The sequence below is a fragment of the Paraburkholderia azotifigens genome (genome assembly GCF_007995085.1).
GTDB classification, from domain to species: domain Bacteria; phylum Pseudomonadota; class Gammaproteobacteria; order Burkholderiales; family Burkholderiaceae; genus Paraburkholderia; species Paraburkholderia azotifigens.
This window is the reverse complement of the sequence record NZ_VOQS01000005.1, coordinates 1,442,002-1,464,664: the sequence shown is the minus strand read 5'-3', so window position 1 is coordinate 1,464,664 and position 22,663 is coordinate 1,442,002. Positions and strand designations below refer to the sequence as shown.

The following is a 22,663-nucleotide window of genomic DNA, read 5'->3' as shown; positions in this document are numbered from 1 at the left end:
GACATGACTATCGACCGTTCGAGACCGCTGATTGGCGTCGTCACGGTTCTGTACCAGTCCGACGATGTACTCGACGACTTCTTCGCGTCCCTTGGCCTGCAGCAGGACGTGAATCTCAAGCTCTACGTGATCGACAACAGTGCGACGGACAGCGGCAGCAGGTTGGCACACAGGCTGGCAGATCAGTGGGGAATCGATGCGCGCATCGTGTTCAACAACGCCAATCTGGGTGTTGCGCGGGGCAACAATCAGGGAATCGAGCTTGCGCTTGCAGACGGTTGCGAATACGTGCTGCTAGCCAATAACGATACCGAGTTCAGGGGCGTGCGGACCATCGCCGAACTTGTGGACCGCAATGGAAAAGGCGACGTGCTCGCGACATTTCCAAAGATCTTCTACCACGGAACCAGACGCATATGGTGCGCCGGGGGCTTCATTTCGAAAATGAAGGCAGTCGTCAAACACGTGGGCGACGGTGTCGAAGATCACGGCCAGTTCGATCAGGAATTCGTCACGGAATACGCGCCGACGTGTTTCACCTTGCTTCATAAGAGCGTGTTCTCGAGGATAGGCGTGATGGACGAACAGTACTTCGTTTACTACGACGACGTCGATTTCGTCTGGCGCATGAATCAAGCGGGCATCCGGCTGCTTTACGTTCCATCGTCAGAAGTGGCGCATAAGGTGAGTTTTTCGACGGGCGGCGGCGAAAGTCCATTTACGCTCTTCTACGTCACGCGCAACCGGATTTATTTCAGCCGCAAGAGTCTGGGCGCGTTCGAATCCGTCGTTGCGATTGCTTATTCGCTCGCGGCGATGCTCTACAAATACCCACGCTTTACAGAGGCTGGCCGCAAGAGCGTACTGCGCGGCATCGCGTCGGGATTGCGTCTGGGACTCGCCGGTCAGCGTGTGACGCCTTCCGGCTATTTCAAGCGTCCGCCGCAACGAGAAGGGGCTTGAGGCGTATTGCACGCCGTCACATCACTGCATTCAGGCTACACGCAATAATGGAGGTGGTCATGGCTCGAAAAGGAATCATCCTTGCAGGCGGATCGGGTACGCGCCTGTATCCGGTGACGCAGTCGGTTTCGAAGCAGCTTCTTCCCGTCTACGACAAGCCGATGATTTACTACCCGCTAAGCACGCTGATGGTTGCGGGCATACGCGACGTGCTCATCATCTCGACGGCGGAGGACACACCGCGCTTTCAGGCGCTCCTCGGTGACGGCGCAAGATGGGGCATGAATCTGCAATATGCGGTGCAGCCTTCGCCGGACGGTTTGGCACAGGCGTTCATCATCGGCCGATCATTCGTCGCTAACGACAACTCGGCACTCATTCTTGGGGACAATATTTTCTACGGGCATGAACTGCTGAAGCAACTCGAAAGTGCGGGCCATCGCGAGGATGGCGCCACGGTATTTGCTTATCACGTGAATGATCCGGAACGCTATGGTGTCGTCGAATTCGACCCGGAATTCAAGGCGATTTCAATCGAGGAGAAACCGGCGAAGCCGCGTTCGAGTTATGCGGTGACGGGCCTGTATTTCTACGACCGGCAGGTCTGCGATATCGCAGCGGACATCAAACCGTCCGCACGCGGCGAACTGGAAATCACCGATGTCAACGTGCATTACCTGCGCCATCAGCAATTGCATGTCGAGATCATGGGGCGTGGTTATGCATGGCTCGATACGGGCACGCACGACTCGCTGATCGACGCATCGACCTTTATCGCCACGCTGCAGAAGCGGCAGGGCATGATGGTCGCATGCCCGGAGGAGATCGCGTTTCGCTTGCAGTGGATCGACGCCGACCAGTTGCAGGCGCTCGCCAGACCACTGTCGAAGACGGCGTACGGCCGATACCTTGCGGACATCGCGCAGGATCGGGTCGCCTGGCCGTCCACGGCAACCCGCGTCGAAGCAACCCCTCCACATTTTGAAAGCGCGCGCATCCGGCGAGTCTCATAAGGCCGGGTGCATGGATGCACTTTTCGATAGATACCTCACGTCGATAAACGCTTGATGAGGCGACCATGATTCTGGTAACGGGTGGAGCGGGTTTTATTGGAGCGAACTTCGTCATCGACTGGTTTAACACAGTGGATGAAACGGTCGTAAACGTCGACAAACTGACCTACGCGGGCAACCTCGGGACGCTCGAGTCGTTGCGTGGCGACGGAAGTCACATCTTCGTGCGTGAGGATATCTGCGACGGGCAGGCCATGGATTTCCTTCTCGCTCAGTATCAGCCACGGGCGATCCTCCACTTCGCAGCGGAGAGCCATGTCGACAGGTCGATTCGCGGGCCCGACGAATTCATGCAGACCAATGTGATCGGCACCTTCACGCTGCTCGAAGCGGCGCGTCGTTATTGGCAAGGATTGCCGGAAGCGGAGCGCGAGGCGTTTCGCTTCCTGCACATATCGACGGACGAGGTGTTCGGCTCGCTGTCGATGCAGGCGCCGCCTTTCACCGAGAAACATCCTTATGCACCGAACAGCCCCTATTCCGCGTCCAAGGCGAGTTCGGATCATCTGGTGCGCGCGTGGCACCACACGTATGGATTGCCGACTCTCACCACCCACTGCTCGAATAACTATGGTCCGTATCAGTTTCCCGAGAAGCTGATTCCGTTGACGATCACCCGCGCGCTGGCCGGAAAGCCTCTTCCTGTCTACGGAGACGGGCTGAACGTGCGCGACTGGTTATACGTCGGCGATCACTGCAAGGCGATTCGCGCCGTGCTCGCGAGAGGACGGCCCGGCGAAACGTACAACATCGGCGGATGCAACGAGGTGACGAACATCAGTGTCGTGCATGCGCTGTGCAGACTGCTCGACGAACGGTGGCCTAGCGCATCGGGCTCGTACTGCAATCAGATTGCCGCCGTCGCGGATCGCCCGGGCCATGACCGTCGATACGCAATCGACGCGAGCAAGCTGGAGCGCGAACTCGGCTGGAGACCAGAAGAGACGTTCGAAACGGGGCTGAGAAAAACCGTCGACTGGTATCTCGGCCATCCGCGCTGGGTCAGCGAAGTGAGTTCAGGCGAGTATCGAAAACTGGCCGGCGCGGACGATCTTATCGGCGCGTGAGCGATCTCGGCACGAAGCGCACTGCGGGTCCGGCAAGGTCTAGACGTTTGGCGTCGCCTGGAGACAGGCCGCCCACGCGATACACATCACGATCGCTTGCAAACGTTCGACTTCTGTTCGTACGAAGTTTTGGCGCGGTATTGGACTTTGGTCCAATATCATGTCCGTGATCTGCACGATATCCTTGATCTGATGGATATTTCAGACTCGATATTTGCCGGTGTCATATTTGCCGGTGTCATTAGCAAGCATCTGCCACCTACGAACGCCGGCGCGATGCCGGAAGGGACCCTTGACATAGACGAGGCACATGATGGAATTCGTACTTTTACTCGCAATCTTCCTCACATCGAGTGGATTTCTTGTCGACGCTGCCGTCTCGCCGCCCCCGTCGGCCGTTGTTGCGCCGCCCGCCGTTTCTGTCTCCGGCGAAGACGGGTCCATGGCCTCGCAGCCGCCTCCCAGATTATCAGGGGCAACTGCTCAGTCAGCGGGATCCTGAGCGGCGCTTTAAGCGCCGCATAGTCGAATGCATGTGACGGCTGCACCGGCTCGCCTCCGTGACGATGCCGGTTGGCGAAACGCTGCATGTGGAATAGCCCTTGAAATGCAGTCCCCGTAACGTATTCTGCTTTAACGGCCGCTTCACATGCATGGCTCGACTGAAGCCTTGAGGCGACGCAACAAGGGGAAGCACGGTGACCACTGCTGCGACGTCGAGCATCACTCTGAGTGCGGATTCGGCTCGCAGCGGAATGGACGTCGACGCGTTGCGCCACGGCATACTCGACAACCTGATCTGCCTGCAGGCCCGCCCGCCGGGCATTGCGACGCCGCATGACTGGTACATGGCGCTTGCCTACAGCGTGCGCGACCGCATGCTGGCGCGCTGGGCCGCGACGATACAGACATACGCCGCGCGCGAATTGCGGGTGGCATGCTACCTGTCTGCAGAATTCCTGATAGGGCCCCAGCTCGGCAACAATCTGGTCAACCTCGGTATCGAGGACAACGCGCGCGCAGCCATGCGCTCTCTTGGCCAGGACCTCGACGCGCTGCTCGCAATCGAAGAAGAACCGGGGCTCGGGAATGGCGGGCTGGGGCGGCTTGCGGCCTGTTATCTCGACTCGCTCGCGACGCTTGAAATCCCGTCAGTCGGTTATGGCATCCGCTATGAATTCGGTATCTTCGATCAGGAGATTCGCGACGGCTGTCAGGTGGAGGTGACCGACAAATGGCTGCAGAAGGGCAATCCATGGGAAATCGTGCGCCCGAACGTGGCCTATTACGTGGCCTTTGGCGGCCATACCGAGAGCGCGACGGATGAATGCGGCCGCTATACGGTGCGCTGGGTGCCGGCACGCATGGTCAAGGGCGTTGCCTGCGATACGCCGATGCTCGGGTTTCGCGTCAATACCTGCAACACGCTTCGTTTATGGAAGAGCGAAGCCGTCGAATCGTTCGACCTGCAGGACTTCAATGCGGGCGATTATTACCAGGCCGTGCAGGAGAAGGTCATCTCCGAAACGCTTTCGAAGGTGCTGTATCCCAACGACGAGCCCGAGGCGGGCAAGCGGCTGCGCCTCGCGCAGCAGTATTTCTTCGTGTCCTGCTCGCTGCAGGACATGTTGCGCATTCTCGACCTGAAGGGCGAACCCGTTGCACGTTTCGCGGATATGTTCACGGTGCAACTGAACGACACGCATCCTTCCATCGCGGTTGCTGAACTGATGCGTCTGCTCGTAGACGTGCGGATGATGCCATGGGACGAGGCATGGGAGATCACATGCCGAACACTGGCATACACCAACCACACGCTTTTACCTGAGGCGCTCGAAACCTGGGGATTGCCGCTGTTTGGTCAGTTGCTGCCGCGTCTGCTCGAGATCGTCTATGAGATCAACCGCCGTTTCCTCGAAACAGTGCGGCGCAAATTTCCCGGCGACGAAGCGCGTGTTGCGCGCATATCGCTGATCGACGAGCACGGCGATAAGAAAATCCGCATGGCGCATCTGTCGACGGTCGGCAGCCATGCCGTCAACGGCGTTGCCGGGTTGCATTCGACTTTGCTCAGACAAACCGTGCTGCGAGACTTCGCCGAGATGTGGCCCGAGCGTTTTCTCAACGTGACCAACGGCGTCACGCCGCGCCGGTTCATGCTGTTGAGCAATCCGGGGCTCGCCAGCCTGCTCGACGAAACGATCGGGAAAGGCTGGGTCACCGACCTCACGCGCCTGAAGGCGCTCGACGCCTATGCCGGCGACCGGGCGTTTCAGGAGAAGTGGCGTGACGTCAAACGGTCGAACAAGAGAATACTGGCGAAGCGTATCCACGAAGCCACGAACATCGCCGTCGAGCCGGATGCGCTGTTCGACATTCAGGTGAAGCGCATTCACGAGTACAAGCGACAGCATCTGAACGCGCTGTACATCATCACGCTTTATCAGCGCTTGCGGCGCAATCGCGGGCAAGGCGCTGCGCCGCGCTGCTTCATCTTCGGCGGAAAGGCGGCGCCTGGCTATGCGATGGCGAAGCTGATGATCAGGCTGATTACGGGCATCGCGGAAGTCGTCAACAATGACCCGGCGGTGAATGGCAGACTCAAGGTCGTGTTCTTTCCCGATTTCAATGTAAAGAACGCACACTTCATCTATCCTGCCGCTGACGTGTCTGAGCAGATTTCAACTGCCGGCAAGGAAGCATCCGGAACAGGGAACATGAAGTTCATGATGAACGGCGCGCTCACGGTCGGCACGCTGGACGGCGCGAACATCGAGATCCGCGACGAAGCAGGCCATGAGAACTTTTTTCTTTTCGGTCTGACGGCCGAACAGGTTGAGCGCGTGAAGCGCGAAGGTTATCGGCCCGCGCAATATGCGGAGGGCAACGCGGAATTGCGCGAGACACTCGATCTGATCTCGGGCGGATATTTTTCGCGCGGCGACCGGCAGGTGTTCCGTCCGCTTGTCGATAACCTGCTCAATTCCGATCCGTTTCTCGTGCTCGCGGACTATGCGGATTATGTCGCGTGTCAGGAGCGCGTGAGCGGCGCGTGGCAGGATCCCGTCCGGTGGACGCGGATGTCGATTCTCAACACGGCGCATTCAGGGAAGTTCTCGTCGGATCGCGCGATTGGCGAGTACTGTGAGCGAATCTGGAACATTTCGCCGATGCGAGTCGCGCTCGATCAGGGGCTCAGCGCGCCGCTCGTGACCTGAGGCCGCACTGGAAAGCAACGACGACCGCTATGACGGCATCCGCTTCAGTTCAGCGATGCGCATGCGATAGCTGCGCAGCAGACAGTCTTTGTCAGTACACGCGTCGCGCGAACTGCGGATCCATGTCCGTTGATCGGCGCGCAGCCGGTTCTTGTTGGACGAGGTCTTCATCTTCTGACCATAGAGTTCAGCCAACGTCTTGTCGATGCGGGTCAACTCCGCGTCTGCGCAAATGAGCTGCGCCTGGACCGACGCGAGCTTGCTGCAATCAGCAGCGTGTGCCGGCGCAGCCTTCGCTTGATAGCGGGTTTCGAGCAGCCCGGGCTTGCATAAGCCCTGCAACGACTTGCAAGCGATGTCGCGCCCGACCCATGCCATGTCTCCCGCGCCATAGCGCTTGACGAATCGATTGATGGCTGCCTGGCTTACGCCCCTTTGCATGGCATTGGCTGCGATGATTTCGTTGCAAAGCGAGTCCGCCGCGTAGCCTTTCGCATCGCGCCGGTAGCAGCTGTGAAAGCCGAGCAAGCCATTGCCCATGACACTTCGTCGTTCCCCCGAAGCGAACAGGATCGAAGCGCAAGCGGACGCACACTTCGCATGGTCAGGAACGGCCGTGTAGACGCGCACTTTGTCCATCGCATCGACCACGCGAAACGCGGCTTCGACATTTCCGCCCGGGCTGTTCAGGAAGAGGACGACGAGGCCTTCGTCGTCGCGGTCGGCCCTTTTGGCCGCGGCCGCGAATTTCTCGGCGTCGCCATCCTGAATCCTCCCTTCAGCCATTACGACTCTCAGATGGACCTGCGGCGACACAACAACCTTGAAGTCCATCGCGGTTGCCGTGCCCGGCAACACGAGCACAGTGAGCCAGACGCACGAGTGCAGCCAGTGAGTGAGGTTCTGGGCTGCCGCGAACTTTACCAGGAGGCGATCAATGCGGTTCACGCATTTCTCCTCGATGCCGACACCGTCTGGCGACGTGTGCTGTCAATTATCAGATCGTGCGGCAACGCCGGCAAGCTTCTGATTGCATCGGGAAATGCGGACGGCGATGGGGTAACGGCTGCTCAGATCAGTTCCATCTTCGACGTCAGATACGTCAGTTCGATCCGGTTCGACACGCCGAAGCGTTTGCGCAGCTTGCGCAGATGGTAGTCGACATTGTGCGCGCTCGTATCGAGCCGCCGCCCGATCTCCTTGTCTGAAGCGCCCTCGGCGATCCCCGTCAGCAGCTTCTGTTCGAACGCGGTGAGACTGTGCGCCGCGTGCTCGCGCGCAGCCGTGATCAGTTTCGGAGATCCGAACTTGTGAACCGACAAGCCGATCGATAGCGCCTGTTCAACGGTCGCCGATGTAATCCAGTCGCGATTGCGGCGCGGCGCGGTAAAGCTCATGAACGCATGAAGGCGCGTGCCCGGCATCGCCATCGAATACATGATGCCGCTGCACATCGCATCGTCGCGCATGGTCTGCAGGAAGTCGGCGAACGCTTCGCGCTCGTCGGGCAATGCGAGTCCGTGACGCTCGCCTTGCTGACGCAGATTGCGCAAGTCCCACACAATCGGCATGCTGCACATGCGCGCGCCGAACGTGCGCGGATCGACATCGAAGTGATGACGATGCACATACTCGCCGCGATACGTGGAGGGCGTGAAGGCCTCGTGCAGAAAGAGCCTTTGCACACGGTCGCCCGAGAATTCGAGCGCGAAATAGGCGAAGGTCGAAAAGCCCGTCAGATGCAGCAGACTCGATACGATGCGCGCGCGCTCGGCTTCGCTCTGCGCGCTCGACAGAATCTGCGCGACGCCGAGACGGGGCGCGTCTCTCTGCTCGACGGCCGCCTGCTTCGAATCGTTGTACCAGACCACGGGAATGCGGCGCGCGGCATCGTCCGATGCACAGGCGTTTGCGCACAGCGCGATGTTGCGGGATGCAGAGTGTGGTATCGACACGACTTCAGACATTGGCGCAGTCCTCGATGCGGGCAGCATCGGATTTCACGCAGGACCGCGAATCAACGGTCTTGTAGCGTAGAGATCGTGCCGCGCGCGTGTAACGACGAAATGAATCTGAGCAGTGAATGGAAGCACTAAGGAAGCAGTAAAGGTTTCGGGGGCATTGTACATACGAAAGAATGCTCACGTAATATGTCGTAAGCGAAAGGGCTAAAAAAAAAGAAAAACAATAAGTCCGGTACATATAAAAAGACCAAGGACATATCGGGGTTCGAAATGAAGTGAAACAGAATAAGAGAGCAACCGCCCCATGACAGCACAAGACGGCGAACCCCTTGTCGAATGGTTCTCGCAGGCCGAAGTACAGGCGCACTGGGATGCGCTTCAGGCACGCAACGAAGAGAACGGGCACGGCATCGACAATGGCGGAATTACCGCCACACATTTAACAGTCGGAAAAACCGACCCGTTTCAACTCGATTTTTGTCAAATCCATGCGCGCATGAGAGCGGCGGGTTTCAGCACGTTGAGTTACGGCGCATATGAAATGATTGGACAGCGTGTATTGCACGCTTATGTATTGCGCGATCTCGCGCCCGTTTCTTTCATGCAGTCTTATTTCGACGGCATGTGGTACGCGTCCGATCCGCGTTTTGCCGAAGTGCTGCAAAGCGGCTTTCCTGTCGCATGGCAACTCGACCGTCTCGACGAAGACGCGCAACGCACGGGCGATCGCCGCGCACTCGCGCTTGCCGCATCGCTGCGTGCACACGGCATGAACAGCGGTGTGATCTTCAGCCTGTCGGCGCCGCAACTCGATTTGAGCGTAGGCGTCGGGCTCACGTCCGAGCTGCGCGATGCAGACTGGATCAATGACCGCGTGGTCGGCACGGCGCTCGCCGTGAGCCTCGCCGTGCATCGCTTCGCGCAGCCGTTCGTTGCGGCGCGTGTCCAGCAGGTCCGCGCCATCGTGCTCGACCCCGAGCAGGAAGCGGTATTGGAGCGGCTCGTGCAAGGCCTGCCCGATCAGGATATCGCCGATGCGCTGCATCTTTCGCTGCATAAGGTCGGCTATCACATCCAGACGCTCGAGCGTCTTTTCAAGGTGCAGAATCGCGCGCAGCTTGCCTATCTGGCCGCGCGCCGGTCGCGCGCATGACCGTTCGCTGAGGGATTCGCGCGTTTCGTAGTGGCACGCGCGCTTCACTGTCAAAGCGGCGCGCGGGCTACGAGGTGCAAGGACTTTTCACATGACGGGCGCCGCTACACTCGTTCGCATCCGGATACCCCATTGGGCATCGGAACGCGCGCGCGCTGCGAAACCGTGCGCCGAGGAACACGATTCAAACAACAGCGAATCCATAACGACGAGCGTCAACAGATAGTACAAACCGTGTTTCAAACAGGGAGCGGGTACTCGACGATGGCAGATCCAAAAGCGCTTCCGCGCGGCTGGCAGCGGATGTTTTCCGCCGGCGCGAGCGTGTCCGGCGCACGACGCGCCGCGGCGCCGCGCGCCGATCTGTTTCTCGCGGCGTTCATCGTGTCCGTCATCGCGTTGTTCATCCTGCCGCTGCCGCAGGCTGCGCTCGATGGAATGATCTCGCTGAATCTCGCCGTCAGCGTGGTGCTGCTGACGGTCTCCACCTATGTGCCCTCCGCCGTGAGCTTCTCGTCGTTTCCGGCGCTGCTGCTGTTCACCACCTTGTTCCGGCTGTCGCTGAATATCGCGTCTTGCAAGCTGATCCTGCTGCACGCGAACGCAGGCCATGTGATCGATGCATTCGGCCGGCTCGTCGTCGGCAACAACGTCGTGGTGGGCGGCGTGGTGTTTCTGGTGATCGCCGTCGTGCAGTTCATCGTGATTGCAAAAGGCTCGGAGCGTGTCGCGGAAGTCGGTGCGCGTTTCTCGCTCGACGCGATGCCCGGCAAGCAGATGAGCATCGACGCCGATCTGCGTGCGGGGATCATCAGCGCCGACGAAGCTCGCGAGCGCCGCGAACAGCTCGAACAGGAATCGCAGTTGCACGGCGCAATGGACGGCGCGATGAAGTTCGTGAAGGGCGACGCCATCGCGGGACTCGTGATCGCCTTCATCAACATCGTCGCGGGCATCGCGGTCGGCACGGTGATGCACGAGATGAGCATCGGCGATGCGCTGCAGCGTTACGCGATCCTGACCGTGGGCGATGGCATGGCTTCGCAGATTCCCTCGCTGCTGGTGTCGATAGCGGCGGGCATCGTGACGACACGCGTCGCGACACGCGATACGCGCCAGCGCCAGCTGGGCGAGCAGCTCGGCGAACAGCTGGGCGCGCATCCTCGCGCGCTGCTGATCGCGGCGCTCGTGCTCGCAGGCTTCCTGTTCGTGCCCGGCTTTCCGAAGTGGTCGTTCGCGCTGATCGCGCTAGGGCTCGGCGGCGTCGCGCTCATGCAGATGCGTCGCCGCACGGCCGCGCCTTCGTTCAATCTGATCAACATCGCAGGCCGCATCGACAGCGCGCAAGGCGAAGGGCAAGCCGCGCGCGTGTCGCATGTGGCGGGCGTGACTTCGCTGATCGCCGTCACGCTCGCCGCCGATCTGCGCAGCGCGCTCAATCTCGCGCAGTTGCAGTCGGCGCTGTCGGCGGCGAAGGCGCGCGTCGATGCCGACATCGGCACGGTGTTTCCGCGTATCACGCTCAACGACGACGAAGGCGCGCCGGACAGCAGCTACCGCATCTATCTGCAAGACGTGCTCGCCGCGCACGGTGCACTGAAGCCTGGCTGGCTGCTGTGGGACGGCGTATCGCCGCTGCCCGAAAGCGCGGAGCGTCAGCCCGCAGAAGCTTTCGGCCCGTTCGCGACCGCGCTGTGGATCAGGACGGATCAGGCGGCTGCGCCCGAAGGCAGGCATCTGTCGAACGAAGCGGTGCTGGCCGCGCACATCGAGCAGATCGTGCGGCAACACGCGGACGAACTGCTCGGCATTCAGGAGACGCAGGCGCTCGTGCATCTGGTGCGGCGCGATCATCCCGAACTCGTGAGCGAACTGACGCGCCTCGTGCCCTTGCAGCGCGTAACGGAAGTGCTGCGGCGTCTGCTCGCCGAACAGGTGCCGATCCGCAACCTGCGTGTGATCTTCGAAAGCCTCATTACGTGGGCGCCGAACGAGCCCGACGATGTGATCGCGCTGGTGGAACTCGTACGTATCGACCTGAGGCGCATGATCACCGACCGGCACGCGGGCGCCGCGCGGCAGCTGCGCGTCGTGCTGTTCGAACAGAATCTGCAGGAGCGCATCGAGAGCGCGGTGATGCGCACGAAGCAGGGCAATTTTCTCGCGCTGTCGAGTGCGGTCAAGCAGGACATCTGCGAACAGGTGCGCGCGATCGTCAATGCATCGAGCGCGTCGCCAGGACAGCACGGTAACGCGCGGCTTGCCGTGATGGTCGCGCTCGGCGCGCGCCGTTACACGAAATCGATCCTGCAGCCGGTCCTGCCCGATCTGTCCGTGCTGTCGTATCAGGAGATCGAAGAGGACGTGCAGTTGCATACGGTCGGCTGGGTGAAGAATCCGCCCGATGACGGCACGGTCGGCGCTGGGGCCGACGTGCGCACGGCGGAGGCGTCGCCATGACCAGTTCGACGATCCTCGATCTGACGCAGCAGGCGCTCGTGCTGGTGCTGCTGCTGTCGCTGCCCATCGTGCTGACCGCGGCGGTAGTCGGTCTTGCGGTGGCGATCCTGCAGGCGGTGACGCAGGTGCAGGACTCGAACATCGGCATCGCCGTGCGGCTGATTGCCGTGATGGTCGCGCTGGTGGTGTTGTCCGGATGGCTGGGTGGCGAGGTGCTGCGTTTCGCGCAGCAGGCGCTGACGCGTTTGTTCGTTTCTTCCACGGGTGTTCTCTGATGGGCCGACGTGCCGTTCCCCTTCGATTCGATGCAAAGCGCGACCGAAAACGCGCGCAGAACGCGCTCGCGATGCTGACCGTGATCGCGCTGCTGTCCGTCACGATGTTCACCGCGCTGTCGCAGCCCGCGCGCGCAGCCGAACTGCGCTGGCGCAACCGGCCGTTCACGATCGTCGCGAACGGCCGCAAGATCGCGGACTTCATTCGCGAACTGGCTTCGTCGCAGGGCGTGACGGCCGTGGTCGATCCGAAAGTGGACGGCACGATCAGCGGCCGCTTTTCCGGCACGCCGCAACAGACACTCGATACGATCTGCGCGACCTATGGCCTCACGTGGTACTACGACGGCTCGTTTCTCTATGTCGATCCCGCCGGTCAGTCGCAAAGCCAGGTTATTCCGATTCCGCCGAACTCGGCGGGTGAGATCGGCCGCGCGCTGCAGACCATGCAGATCACCGACAAGCGCTTTCAGCTCGTCATCAACGACCGCGCCAACAGCATCTATGTGTCGGGCCCGCGCCGCTATATCGAACTCGTGCGGCAGGCGGTCAGCACGGTCGGCAATCCGGCATCGAACGGGCAGCTTGCCGATGTGCGCGCGTTCCGCCTCAGGTACGGCTGGGCGTCGGACTTCACGATCAACCGCTCGGGCAAGGAAGTCGTGATTCCCGGCGTCGCGACGATGCTCAAGCGGCTGTACGGCAAAGGCGGCTCGCGGCAGAACCTGATGCCGACCAACGCGACGCTCGGCGCCGCCGCGCGGCAGATGAAGCTCGGCTCGGGCGTGACGATCGCGGTGCCGCGCATCGAGTTTCCCGACATTGCAGGCGGCCCAGCGGGCTACGGCGGATACGGCGCGACAGGCGCTTCTCCCGACAGCCAGTTGCCGTTCTCGACCGGCTCGTCGGGCAGCAGCGATACGCTGCCGCAGATCGAAGCCGATCCCGCCATCAACGCGGTGCTCGTGCGCGATCTGCCGGAGAACATGTACCGCTACCAGTCGCTGATCAACGAACTCGACGTGCGTCCGCGCATCGTCGAAATCAATGTGACGATCATCGATATCGACGAGAACTCGCTGGACAGCCTCGGTATCGACTGGCGTCTGCACACGACGCACGGCGACGTGCAGATCGGCAACGGCGCCAATCCGCTCAATGGGAACACGCAATACAACGGCACGGGCAATCCGCCCCTCACGTTCGGCGTGGGCACGACGGAGACGGGGCAGACGGGCACCTTCCTGCCGACGGGCATTGCGCTGACGGCGTCGATCGGCGGCTCGCTGCGCGACTATCTGCTGACGCGCGTGAATGCGCTCGCGCAGACGGGCAAGGCCGAACTGCATTCGAAGCCGAAAGTGCTCGCGCTCGACAACACGGAAGCGATCCTCGAAAACCTTACCCAGTTCTACGTGCAGGTGCAGGGCTTCCAGGACTCGTCGCTGTATAGCGTGACGACGGGCACGAGCATCAAGGTCACGCCGATGATCGTCGACGATGCCGCTGTGCAGGCGGCCGCCGCTCACGCGCCGAACGCGGAAAGCGTGATGATGTCGATCGACATTCAGGACGGCAACGTCGTGCCGGGACAATCGGTGTCGAACGTGCCCGTGATCCAGCAGCGCAACATCGTCACGAAGACGATGATCGACGAAGGCAAGAGCCTGCTGATTGCGGGCTTCAACAACGATCAGGTGCAGCTGAACCAGAGCGGCGTGCCGTGGCTGAAGGACATTCCGCTGATCGGCAATCTCTTCAAGTACACCGACAAGACGGGCGAGCATATGGAGCGCTTCTATCTGCTCACGCCGCGCGTGGTCAGCAATGCGTCGATGTACGCGCCCGATGGCGCGCCCATCAATCCGAACCTCGGCAGCGCGCCCGACGCGAACGGCCTGACGATGTACCGTCCGCCCGACAACGACGTCGCCGTGCCGCTCACGCCGAAGCCGCTGCCGGGCACGCGCTATGGGCCTCCGCTGCCGCCGCCCGCGCCGCAAGACGCGGCGTCGCAGCCCGCCGTGACGCAAACGCAGGGAACGCAGGATCATGCCTACGACCACCCTTGATCCGCATGCGGCGCTGCCGAACGCAGCGGGCGCACCGAACGCCTCGTCGCAGGACGCCGTCGCGTCGCCGTGGAACCTGTGTTTTCTCAGCGGCCCGATGTACGGACGCACGATGTCGCTTGCGCGCGGCGCGAACTGGGTCGGCACGGCGGCCGACTGCGAAGTCATCTTGCCCGACCGCGAGATCGCGGCGAAGCAGTTGTGCCTGCAGGTCGGCGCGCTGGCGGTGACGGTGCAGAACTTCGGCGAGAGCAAGGCGCCCGTGCTGTTCAACGACGAACCGCTCGGCGCGGGCCGCCGTTCGCTGACGCCCGCCGATGTCGTCACGGTCGGCTCGATCCGCCTCGGCATCGCGCGCAATGCGCTCTCGAGCGTGGCCGTGCCCGCCGAAAGCGACCAGCCGCAAGCGGGCCGCGACGCCGCGTGGCTCGGCTGGCTCGCGGATGCGGGACGGCGCGTCGGCAGCCGGCGCTTCGTGATCGTGCTCGCGGCGCTGTGGATCGGCGTCGCGCTGGGCGCGCTCGGCTATGGGCTCGTCGCGTGGTCGGGCGGCTTGCCGTGGCAGCATGAATCGGCGCTGGCGCGCGTGCATCGGCTGCAACAGGCGCTGCGTCCGTATCCCGAACTGAACGTCGCGCCGCGCGAGGACGGTGCGCTCGTCAGCGGTTATGTGAAAGACGCAGCCGAGCGCGAGAAGGTTGCGCAGATCGTCGCGAGCGTCGATAACGCGGCGCTCGGCAACATTTATGTCGTCAGCGATCTGCTTGCCACCGCGCAAACCTATTTCAGCGATACGCCGCTGAACGTGAGCTACGAAGGGCGCGGCCGGATCGAACTGACGGGCAGCGCGCCGCGCGCGCAGATCGCGCAGCGCATCCAGAACTACATGAAGGATGCGCGGCCCGCGCTCGAAGTCGTCGATCACGTGCGCTACGACGATCCGCGCCCGCCGATGCGCGCGGGCATGCTCGGCGGCACGGCGGGCATTCCCGAGATCGTCACGGTGTTCGCGGGCGACGGCGATCAGCGCTATATCGAGGCCGTCGACGGCAGCCGCTATTTCGAAGGCGCAAGGATGAAGCAGGGGCCGACGGTCGTATCGATCGGCTCTGACGAAGTCGTGTTCGATGTGGATGGACGGCGCGTGACGATGCCGCTCGGCGGCAAGGCAGCCGGGACGCCAGTGGGCGCTTCGGCGGCGGAAGCTGCATCGGCCGTGACGAGCGGCGCGGCGGCGGGTGTGGCGATGCCGGTATCGGGCACAGCGGCTTATCAGGAAGCCGGATCGGGAGCACACGCAACACAGCCATGAACGCAGCGGCAACCGTATTCGCGCGACGCGAACCAGCAATCCGTCGCATCGCGCACCAGAACGCCAGTCTTCGGGTCGACGCAGATGTGCAGACACGAAGCCTCGCGTAAGCGGCGGCGCACGGCACATTGCCCGCGCAGCCGGAATGTCAGTCAACACTTGAAGGAGTGAGCGATGAGCGGAAATACCACGGGTCCCGTGACCGATACGGGTGCGGTCCAGAACCAGGCCAACCAGCTGATCCAGGCCCAGGAAAAACTCACTGAAATCCAGTTCATGGTGCAAGGCTCGACCAGCACGTTTCAGACGACGGGCGCCGTGACGTCCGCAGCCGGGACGGCCGCGTCGCAGGCTGCGGAGCATATCGGTTCGGCGGGCCGCTCTTGACGCCGGGCGCTGGCCGCCCGCGCAGCGCCCAAGCGATGCGATCCCAACCCCGTTGCGCCGATGAAGCGTATCGGCGGCGGCTGGGCGTGCGCGTGCTGCGGCCGGCTTTCCGTGCGTCGACTGGATGAGTACAAGGAGGACCGATCATGACAGTCTCAGGTGTCGCGCCGCCTTCGACGGCGGCGCTCGCCAATGCCACGGCGTTGCAAGGCGCCGAAGCAAATGCCAGCGCGAGCGTTCATGCAGGCAAGTCGCCCGACGCGGCGCAGGTGAAGCAATTCGACGGCTTGATGCAGGCATCGAACACAGGAACAGGCGCAGGCACAGGCGCAGGCACAGGCGTGCAGAGCATGACGCCGACGTCGGCGGCGCAGCAGACGCAGCAGACGCCGCCCGTCTCGACCGACGTCCGCATGACGCCCGCCGACGCGAACCGCTCGTCGCTGGTCGAGCGGCTGCGCACGTTCACGAACGATCTCGACACGCGCTATTCGGGTTTGCAGAAGCATCAGGAACAGATGCTCACGTCGATGTCGCAGAACACCAACGACCCGTTGATGTCGATGGCGCAGGCGATGGACTTCCAGTGGAGCGCGACCACGACGATCTCCGAATATCAGTTGAGTCTTGCCGTCGCACAGGCAACCAACGGCTTGACGCATTCGATTCTGAAGAATCAGGAATGACGGATGACAGCTTCACTCAACGGCCCGGACGTGCAGGCGTCTGACGCGAGGCCGCGCCTGAAGGCCTTCGCACGCGCGGCGGCGGCGGGCGCGCTCGTGCTGCTGCTTGCCGGTTGCCAGAAGGAAGTGTATTCGGGCCTCACGGAAGCGGAAGCGAACCAGATGGTCGCCGTGCTGGGCGACGCGGGTATCGCCGCGTCGAAAGACAACGATGCGCGCGATGCCTCCGACCGCCAGGCGTGGCTCGTCGAAGTCGCCGACGACGACATGCAGTCCGCGCTGACCGTGCTGCACGCAAACGGTTTGCCGAAGCCGCATTTCGCGAGCGTCGGCGAACTGTTCCAGAAGCAGGGGCTGGTGTCGACGCCCGCCGAGGAACGCATGCGCTATCTGTACGGCGTGTCGCAGGATCTGACGCATACGCTGCAGGATATCGAGGGCGTGGTGGTCGCGCGCGTGCAGGTTGTGATTCCCGAGAACGATCCGCTCGCCGACAAGATCAAGCCTTCGTCGGCGGCCGTGTATATCCGCTACAAGCCGGGCGTCGATCTGCGCGCGATGGCGCCGATGGTGAAGGATCTCGTCGCGCATAGTATCGAAGGCCTGCAGTACGACAATGTCTCGCTGTTCCTGCAGCCGGCGGCGGCGAAGTCCGCGCCCGTCAACGGCATCGGCAATGCGCTGACGGACATCGTGCGGCTGCGCTCGCCGCTCGGCTGGCTGGTCGGCGCGCTGATTCTGCTGACGCTCGCGGTGATCGCGTTGTCCGCCGCGCGGCGCGGCATGTTCGGCGGACGGTTCGCGGGTCTGCTGGGCGGCGGCGCGCGCAGCGAAGGGGCCGCGAATGCGCGCGGCGTGCGCGTGGCCGAGAGCGCGCGCGACAGTGCGTAGCGTGACGGCAAGCAGCGGTCGCGCGCGCGCATGACGGCGAACCTGCCCTGGACGCATGCGCTCGCGCCGCCCGCGCCGCCGCAGCATGTCGCGTTCTACCGGATGGTGTGCGAGTTCGTGTTGCGCCCCGACACCTATCTGCACGTGACGCGCGTGCCCGTCGACTGGCCGCCCGCGTACCAGCATTTCTCGCGCTTCGGCGAAGCGGGACGTCGGCTGATCGCGCGTCATCTGCTGGATGCGTACGGCGTGGCGCAGACGGCTCAGGCCGATTTCGCCGCGGCGACGCCGCTCGCGCGGCTCGCGTTGCTGCCGGGCGCCGCGCTCGAACAGCTGGCGTCATATGCCGGTCTGCTGCTGCATCGCGCGTGGTTGCGCGACGCGTTGCAGCAGCGGCGCGTGCGGGCGGAAGTGGTCGGCAAGCTGGGCGCCGATGCGCTCGAACTGGCGCTCGAACGCGCGCCCGAGTTCGGCGCGCTCGGCGAGACGCTCGAGCCGTGGCGCGACGATCCCGCCGCGCTGCCCGCCGTCATCCGCGCACGCGGCGGGCGTCTGCTGGCCGATTTCATCGGCGCGGCGGGCGCCGCCGTCGAACGGCGCGCCACGCTCAAGTTCAATCTCGCGATCGACAGCGAAGCGCCGTATCTGCTCAACCACGCGCAGCGCGACCAGTTCGGCGAGCTGCTGTTTCTGTATCTGATCCCCGAGAGGTTCGCGGCATGGGACTGGCTTTTCTGATCACGAGCGACAACCTGCAATTGCTCTCCGAGCGCAAGGTGCTGAAGGAGCGCGAATACGCGGCGCTGCTCGACGCATCGGCCGTGATCGCGACGGCGCGCGAGGAAGCGCAGCGCATCGTCGAAGCGGCGCAGCGCGAGTTCGATGCGCGCCGCGACGCGGGCTATGAAGAAGGCTTGCGCCGCGCGCAGCAGGAGCACGCGGCGCAGGCGTACAGCCAGGCGCTCGCGGCGGCGAAGACAATGGAATCGATGAAGGACGCGATGGCCGAGATCGTCGTGAAGGCGGTGCGCGCGATCGTCGGCGAGACGAATACGCAGCGGCTCTATGAAGCGGCCCTCGCGCGCATCCTGCCGCTCGTGAGGGACGAGCCGTTCCTGATCGTGCATGTCGCGCCGGGCCGGCGCGAAGAAATGGACGCGGCGCTGGCGGGCGCGGCGGCGCAGCCGGTCCGTTCGCGTATCCGCATCGTCGAAGATGCGCAGGTCGCTGCCCAGGCCTGCACGGTCGAAACGCCGTCGGGACGTATCGATGCGAGCCTCGACTTGCAGATCGACGCATTGCGCCAGGCGATCCGCCGCGAACCGTTGAAGGGAGCCGCGCGATGAACACGCCGTCACGCGAAACGGATATCGGCGACGACGCGTTGCCGTTCGACGGCGGCCGTCTCGTCGGCGATCTCGATGCGGGGCTCGCGTTCTTTTCGCCCGTGTCGGTGCAAGGGCGCGTGAATCACGCGGTCGGGCAGATTCTCAATGCGACGGGCATCCGCGCGCGGCTCGGCGAAATCTGCGAGCTGCACACGCCCGATCAGCCCGTGCGTCTTGCCGAAGTGGTCGGCTTCTCGCGGCAGACGACCTTGCTCACGCCGCTCGGCGACGTCGAAGGCCTGTCGCCGGAAACGACGGTTGTGCCGTCCGGGCGCGCGCATATGTTCGCGGTCGGGCCCGCGCTGTTCGGACGCGTGCTGGACGGTCTTGGCGCGCCGCTCGACGGCCACGGCCCCGTGACGGGCGGCGCGTGGGTCTCGACGCAGCAGCTGCCGCCCAATCCGCTCGCGCGCCGCATGATCGATACGCCGTTCGTGACGGGCGTGCGCGTGATCGACGGCCTGATGACGCTCGGCGAAGGGCAGCGTGTCGGCATCTTCGCGCCTTCGGGCGTCGGCAAGAGCACCTTGCTCGGCATGATCGCGCGCGGCGCGCAGGCCGACGTGAACGTGATCGCGCTGGTCGGCGAGCGCGGGCGCGAGGTGCGCGAGTTCATCGAACATGCGCTGTCGCCCGAAGTGCGCGCGCGCTCGATTCTCGTCGTCTCGACATCCGACCGTCCCGCGATGGAGCGCGTGAAGTCGGCGCTCGTCGCGACCGCGATCGCCGAGCATTTCCGCGACGCCGGGCAGCGCGTGCTGCTGCTGGTCGATTCGCTGACGCGCTTTGCCCGCGCGCAGCGCGAAGTCGGTCTCGCGAGCGGCGAGCCGCCCACGCGCCGCAGCTTTCCGCCGTCGACGTTCGCGGTGCTGCCGCGTCTGCTGGAGCGCGCGGGGCAGGGCGAGCGCAGCTCGATTACGGCGCTCTATACGGTGCTGGTCGAAGGCGACGAAGAGTCGGACCCGATCGCCGAAGAAGTGCGCTCGATTCTCGACGGTCATATCGTGCTGTCGCGCAAGATCGCGCTGGCGAACCGCTATCCCGCGATCGACGTGCTCGCCAGTCTGTCGCGCGTGATGCCGCTCGTGACGGACGCGGCGCATCAGCGCGCGGCGGGGCGCGCACGCGAACTGCTGGCGAAGTATCAGGAGATCGAACTGCTGGTGCAGATCGGCGAGTATCGCGAAGGCAGCGACCGGCTCGGCGATCTCGCGCTGCGCGCCCGCGATGCGCTCGCGGCGTTCTGCGCGCAGGCCTCCACCGACAACGCGCCATATGAGCCGACGCTCGCGCGTCTCGCGCAACTGGCGGACGCCCATGTCTGACGCCGACGATGCCGCCGTGCTCGCCACCCTCGCGCGTCTGAAGCGCGTGCGCGAAATGCGTTCGCAGCTTGCGCGCGTCGCGGCGGCGCGGCAGCAGGGCATCGCGGCGCAAAGCCAGCGCGCGCTCGATGACGCGCAGCAGCGTCTGAACGCTCAGATCGCGGCGAAGGCGGCGATCCAGCAGCGGCTCGCGAATGGCGACGGCGGTGCGGGCCCTGACGGGGCTGCGTCCGCGCGCGTCTATCAGGAAGCCGCCGCCGATGCGCGCACGGCGACGCTGCGCATCGGCAAGGCGACGCATACGGTGATGCAGGCAAGCGTCACGCACGACAACCACGAAGCGGAACTCGCGCAATTGCAGCGTGCGGCGCGCCGCGCCAAGGCCGCCGAAGACAAGCTGGAGAAAGCGGGCGAGCGCGCGCTGAAGTCGCGCGCCGTGCGCAGCGAACGCGCCGCCGACGATCTCGCCGACAGCTTCGCGGTCCGGCGCTTCGGCATGTCAAACCCGCAGGCAGCGGATGCGTCCACGCCTGAAGCCGATGCCGCGCACGAGCCGCTTCCTTTCACCCGCGACCCGCGATGCTAGACCAGGCGCAACAGTTCTCCGATATCGCGGGCAGCGCGAAGCCGCTGCTGTATGTAATGCCGCGTCTTCTGCCCGTGATGCTGATCGTCCCCGTCTTCAACGAGGAGATCGTCACGGGCCTCGTGCGCAACGGCATCGCCGTCGTGATCGCGGCGTTCGTCGCGCCCGTGATCGATCCGGCGCAGATCGTCGATCTGCCGTTTCTCGTCTGGTGTCTGATCGCCGCGAAAGAAGCGCTCGTCGGCGTGCTGCTCGCGGGCGCGATGAGCGCGGTGCTGTTCGCGATCCAGGGCGTCGGTTATCTGATCGACTTTCAGACGGGCAGCGGCAACGCGTCGTTCTTCGATCCGATGGGCGGGCACGAAGGCGGCCCGACGTCGGGCTTTCTCAACTTCGTCGCGCTCGCGCTGTTCGTGACGGCGGGCGGTTTGCAGATGATCGTGCAGGTGTTCGCGCAGTCGTATGCGTGGTGGCCGATCGGCGCGCTGCTGCCGAATCTGTCGCAAGTGCTGTCGACTTTCATCGTGCAGCAGACGGACGCCGTGTTCGTCTGGATGGTGAAGCTCGCGGCGCCTGTCGTGATCGTGCTGGTGCTCGTCGAGGCGGGCATCGGTCTTGTCGGGCGCGCGGTGCCGCAGCTCAACGTGTTCACGTTCTCGCAGCCGGTCAAGAGCACGCTCGCAATGCTGATGATGGTGCTGTTCCTGCCCGTCGTGTATGCGTCGCTGCACGGCATGCTGAATCCCGACGGCGGCATGGTGGCGTTGCTGCGCTCGCTGTTGCAGGTCGCGCGCTGAGCGTCGCGCGAACATGGCGGAAAAGAGCCAGCAGCCGACCGCGAAACGCCTGCGCGAAGCACGCGAGAAAGGCGAGGTCGCGAAGAGCGCGGAAACCATTTCGACGGCGATGTTCGTCGGCGTGTGCATTGCGCTCGCCAGCGGCCTCGCGCAGATCGACGCGCGCGTGCAGGGACTGTTCCGCCTCGTGTTCGACGCCGTCGGCGCAGCCGATCCCGGTGCGCGCATCGCGTCGCTGGTCGGCGAAGCGTCGCACACGTTGCTGTTGCCGACGCTCGGTTTCGTGGGCATCGGCCTTGCGGCAGGGTTGCTCGCGGGTTTCGTGCAGGTGGGCGGCATCATGGCGTGGAGCCGGCTCGTGCCGTCGCTGTCGCGCATCAATCCCGCCGAAGGGCTGAAGAACCTCTGGTCGCTGCGCAATCTGATCAATCTCGTGAAGATGCTGGTCAAGACGGCGCTGCTCGTCGCGACGCTTGGCTGGCTGATCCGCGCGTCGCTCGATCCCGCGGTGCAGGCTGGCTTCACGCGGCCGCTGTCGATACTCGCGCTGATCGCACATCTGCTGCTGTTGCTGTTCGGCTGGGCCGCGCTCGTGTTCATCGTGATGGCGCTGATCGATATCGTGCATCAGCGGCACGAGTTCAACCAGAAGATGAAGATGTCGGTCGAGGAGGTGCGGCGCGAGCACAAGGAGACGGAGGGCGATCCGCATATCCAGGGGCGGCGCAAGCAGATCGCGCTGGAAATGCGCATGGCGTCGCTGAACGACAGGATCGGTTATGCGTCGGCGGTCGTGTATTCGCCGCGTGTGGCTGTCGCACTGTTCTACGGCGGTCCCGGCACGCTGCCGTGGGTGCTCGCGCGCGGCGAAGGCGAAGTCGCCGAGCGCATCGTGAAGCTCGCGCAGGCGAGCTTGCGGCCGACGCTCGCCAATACGGGCCTTGCCGAATCGCTCTACGAAGCGACGCCCGAGAACGGCACGATCGGCCAGCATCACTTCGAGGAAGTGGCGCGGCTGCTTAAGTGGGCGAAAGGCGCCGGCTGAT

19 protein-coding genes and 1 pseudogene are annotated in these 22,663 nt (G+C 63.7%); 18 read left to right on the top strand and 2 right to left on the bottom strand.

Annotation, left to right across the window (positions count from 1 at the left end; translation table 11 throughout):
* Window positions 1-3: 3 nt before the first annotated feature.
* The 4 genes from FRZ40_RS38560 to FRZ40_RS38545 all read left to right on the top strand — a co-directional run bounded on the left by FRZ40_RS38560 (window position 4) and on the right by FRZ40_RS38545 (window position 6,321).
* The gene (locus tag FRZ40_RS38560) at window positions 4-963 is read left to right on the top strand and encodes a glycosyltransferase family 2 protein (RefSeq protein ID WP_147237707.1); all 960 of its coding nucleotides are present in this window, start codon (window positions 4-6) and stop codon (window positions 961-963) included.
* Window positions 964-1,022: 59 nt separating this feature from the next.
* Window positions 1,023-1,976: a glucose-1-phosphate thymidylyltransferase RfbA gene (gene rfbA / locus FRZ40_RS38555; protein ID WP_147237706.1), complete on the top strand. Its 954-nt coding sequence runs from the start codon at window positions 1,023-1,025 to the stop codon at window positions 1,974-1,976.
* A 65-nt stretch (window positions 1,977-2,041) separates the two neighbouring features.
* A complete protein-coding gene (gene rfbB / locus FRZ40_RS38550; protein WP_147237705.1) occupies window positions 2,042-3,103 on the top strand; it encodes a dTDP-glucose 4,6-dehydratase in 1,062 nt (353 codons plus the stop codon).
* Between the two features lie 755 nt (window positions 3,104-3,858).
* Window positions 3,859-6,321 carry a glycogen/starch/alpha-glucan phosphorylase gene (locus FRZ40_RS38545; RefSeq protein ID WP_147238535.1) on the top strand — a complete coding sequence of 821 codons (2,463 nt, stop codon included), beginning with the start codon at window positions 3,859-3,861 and terminating at the stop codon, window positions 6,319-6,321.
* A gap of 27 nt (window positions 6,322-6,348) precedes the next feature.
* Here the strand turns inward: FRZ40_RS38545 and FRZ40_RS38540 are convergent, their stop codons facing one another.
* Window positions 6,349-7,107, bottom strand: a complete 759-nt coding sequence (locus tag FRZ40_RS38540; RefSeq protein ID WP_240057558.1) for a lysozyme inhibitor LprI family protein — start codon at window positions 7,105-7,107, stop codon at window positions 6,349-6,351.
* A gap of 284 nt (window positions 7,108-7,391) precedes the next feature.
* Entirely contained in the window at window positions 7,392-8,288 is an 897-nt protein-coding gene (locus FRZ40_RS38535) for a helix-turn-helix transcriptional regulator (protein WP_147237704.1), read from the bottom strand.
* A 301-nt stretch (window positions 8,289-8,589) separates the two neighbouring features.
* Here FRZ40_RS38535 and FRZ40_RS38530 point away from each other — a divergent pair, with 301 nt between their 5' ends.
* The 14 genes and pseudogenes from FRZ40_RS38530 to FRZ40_RS38465 all read left to right on the top strand — a co-directional run bounded on the left by FRZ40_RS38530 (window position 8,590) and on the right by FRZ40_RS38465 (window position 22,662).
* Complete coding sequence (locus tag FRZ40_RS38530) at window positions 8,590-9,438, top strand: helix-turn-helix transcriptional regulator (RefSeq protein WP_147237703.1); 849 nt, start codon at window positions 8,590-8,592, stop codon at window positions 9,436-9,438.
* A 264-nt stretch (window positions 9,439-9,702) separates the two neighbouring features.
* Window positions 9,703-11,898 carry a type III secretion system export apparatus subunit SctV gene (sctV, locus tag FRZ40_RS38525; RefSeq protein ID WP_028366132.1) on the top strand — a complete coding sequence of 732 codons (2,196 nt, stop codon included), beginning with the start codon at window positions 9,703-9,705 and terminating at the stop codon, window positions 11,896-11,898.
* Entirely contained in the window at window positions 11,895-12,173 is a 279-nt protein-coding gene (sctS, locus tag FRZ40_RS38520) for a type III secretion system export apparatus subunit SctS (RefSeq protein ID WP_147237702.1), read from the top strand. Before sctV ends, sctS begins: the two co-directional genes overlap by 4 nt.
* Window positions 12,173-14,245 (top strand): type III secretion system outer membrane ring subunit SctC, encoded by a 2,073-nt coding sequence (gene sctC, locus FRZ40_RS38515; RefSeq protein ID WP_147237701.1) that lies wholly within the window; start codon window positions 12,173-12,175, stop codon window positions 14,243-14,245. Before sctS ends, sctC begins: the two co-directional genes overlap by 1 nt.
* Window positions 14,226-15,557: a type III secretion system inner membrane ring subunit SctD gene (gene sctD / locus FRZ40_RS38510; protein ID WP_147237700.1), complete on the top strand. Its 1,332-nt coding sequence runs from the start codon at window positions 14,226-14,228 to the stop codon at window positions 15,555-15,557. Before sctC ends, sctD begins: the two co-directional genes overlap by 20 nt.
* Window positions 15,558-15,731: 174 nt before the next feature.
* Complete coding sequence (locus FRZ40_RS38505; RefSeq protein WP_028366128.1) at window positions 15,732-15,944, top strand: hypothetical protein; 213 nt, start codon at window positions 15,732-15,734, stop codon at window positions 15,942-15,944.
* Window positions 15,945-16,090: 146 nt separating this feature from the next.
* Window positions 16,091-16,630 (top strand): hypothetical protein, encoded by a 540-nt coding sequence (locus tag FRZ40_RS38500; RefSeq protein WP_147237699.1) that lies wholly within the window; start codon window positions 16,091-16,093, stop codon window positions 16,628-16,630.
* A 3-nt stretch (window positions 16,631-16,633) separates the two neighbouring features.
* Entirely contained in the window at window positions 16,634-17,521 is an 888-nt protein-coding gene (gene sctJ / locus FRZ40_RS38495; RefSeq protein ID WP_147237698.1) for a type III secretion system inner membrane ring lipoprotein SctJ, read from the top strand.
* 30 nt (window positions 17,522-17,551) lie between these two features.
* Window positions 17,552-18,259: a SctK family type III secretion system sorting platform protein gene (locus tag FRZ40_RS38490; RefSeq protein WP_028366125.1), complete on the top strand. Its 708-nt coding sequence runs from the start codon at window positions 17,552-17,554 to the stop codon at window positions 18,257-18,259.
* Window positions 18,241-18,867: a type III secretion system stator protein SctL gene (gene sctL / locus FRZ40_RS38485; protein WP_028366124.1), complete on the top strand. Its 627-nt coding sequence runs from the start codon at window positions 18,241-18,243 to the stop codon at window positions 18,865-18,867. Before FRZ40_RS38490 ends, sctL begins: the two co-directional genes overlap by 19 nt.
* Entirely contained in the window at window positions 18,864-20,234 is a 1,371-nt protein-coding gene (locus FRZ40_RS38480) for a FliI/YscN family ATPase (RefSeq protein WP_147237697.1), read from the top strand. The genes sctL and FRZ40_RS38480 overlap by 4 nt, the downstream gene beginning before the upstream one ends.
* Window positions 20,227-20,787, top strand: a pseudogene (locus FRZ40_RS38475) (hypothetical protein); the annotation flags it as partial. The gene FRZ40_RS38480 and the pseudogene FRZ40_RS38475, both read left to right, overlap by 8 nt.
* A 26-nt stretch (window positions 20,788-20,813) precedes the next feature.
* Window positions 20,814-21,617, top strand: a complete 804-nt coding sequence (gene sctT / locus FRZ40_RS38470) for a type III secretion system export apparatus subunit SctT (protein ID WP_147237695.1) — start codon at window positions 20,814-20,816, stop codon at window positions 21,615-21,617.
* Between the two features lie 13 nt (window positions 21,618-21,630).
* Window positions 21,631-22,662, top strand: a complete 1,032-nt coding sequence (locus tag FRZ40_RS38465; protein WP_028366121.1) for an EscU/YscU/HrcU family type III secretion system export apparatus switch protein — start codon at window positions 21,631-21,633, stop codon at window positions 22,660-22,662.
* Window position 22,663 lies beyond the last annotated feature (1 nt).

Bases quoted from the DNA above. Each gene is read 5' to 3' on its own strand.
- FRZ40_RS38560 (WP_147237707.1), top strand. From the start codon at position 4: ATGACTATCGACCGTTCGAGACCGCTGATTGGCGTCGTCACGGTTCTG.
- rfbA (WP_147237706.1), top strand. From the start codon at position 1,023: ATGGCTCGAAAAGGAATCATCCTTGCAGGCGGATCGGGTACGCGCCTG.
- rfbB (WP_147237705.1), top strand. From the start codon at position 2,042: ATGATTCTGGTAACGGGTGGAGCGGGTTTTATTGGAGCGAACTTCGTC.
- FRZ40_RS38545 (WP_147238535.1), top strand. From the start codon at position 3,859: ATGGACGTCGACGCGTTGCGCCACGGCATACTCGACAACCTGATCTGC.
- FRZ40_RS38540 (WP_240057558.1), bottom strand. From the start codon at position 7,107: ATGGCTGAAGGGAGGATTCAGGATGGCGACGCCGAGAAATTCGCGGCC.
- FRZ40_RS38535 (WP_147237704.1), bottom strand. From the start codon at position 8,288: ATGTCTGAAGTCGTGTCGATACCACACTCTGCATCCCGCAACATCGCG.
- FRZ40_RS38530 (WP_147237703.1), top strand. From the start codon at position 8,590: ATGACAGCACAAGACGGCGAACCCCTTGTCGAATGGTTCTCGCAGGCC.
- sctV (WP_028366132.1), top strand. From the start codon at position 9,703: ATGGCAGATCCAAAAGCGCTTCCGCGCGGCTGGCAGCGGATGTTTTCC.
- sctS (WP_147237702.1), top strand. From the start codon at position 11,895: ATGACCAGTTCGACGATCCTCGATCTGACGCAGCAGGCGCTCGTGCTG.
- sctC (WP_147237701.1), top strand. From the start codon at position 12,173: ATGGGCCGACGTGCCGTTCCCCTTCGATTCGATGCAAAGCGCGACCGA.
- sctD (WP_147237700.1), top strand. From the start codon at position 14,226: ATGCCTACGACCACCCTTGATCCGCATGCGGCGCTGCCGAACGCAGCG.
- FRZ40_RS38505 (WP_028366128.1), top strand. From the start codon at position 15,732: ATGAGCGGAAATACCACGGGTCCCGTGACCGATACGGGTGCGGTCCAG.
- FRZ40_RS38500 (WP_147237699.1), top strand. From the start codon at position 16,091: ATGACAGTCTCAGGTGTCGCGCCGCCTTCGACGGCGGCGCTCGCCAAT.
- sctJ (WP_147237698.1), top strand. From the start codon at position 16,634: ATGACAGCTTCACTCAACGGCCCGGACGTGCAGGCGTCTGACGCGAGG.
- FRZ40_RS38490 (WP_028366125.1), top strand. From the start codon at position 17,552: ATGACGGCGAACCTGCCCTGGACGCATGCGCTCGCGCCGCCCGCGCCG.
- sctL (WP_028366124.1), top strand. From the start codon at position 18,241: ATGGGACTGGCTTTTCTGATCACGAGCGACAACCTGCAATTGCTCTCC.
- FRZ40_RS38480 (WP_147237697.1), top strand. From the start codon at position 18,864: ATGAACACGCCGTCACGCGAAACGGATATCGGCGACGACGCGTTGCCG.
- sctT (WP_147237695.1), top strand. From the start codon at position 20,814: ATGCTAGACCAGGCGCAACAGTTCTCCGATATCGCGGGCAGCGCGAAG.
- FRZ40_RS38465 (WP_028366121.1), top strand. From the start codon at position 21,631: ATGGCGGAAAAGAGCCAGCAGCCGACCGCGAAACGCCTGCGCGAAGCA.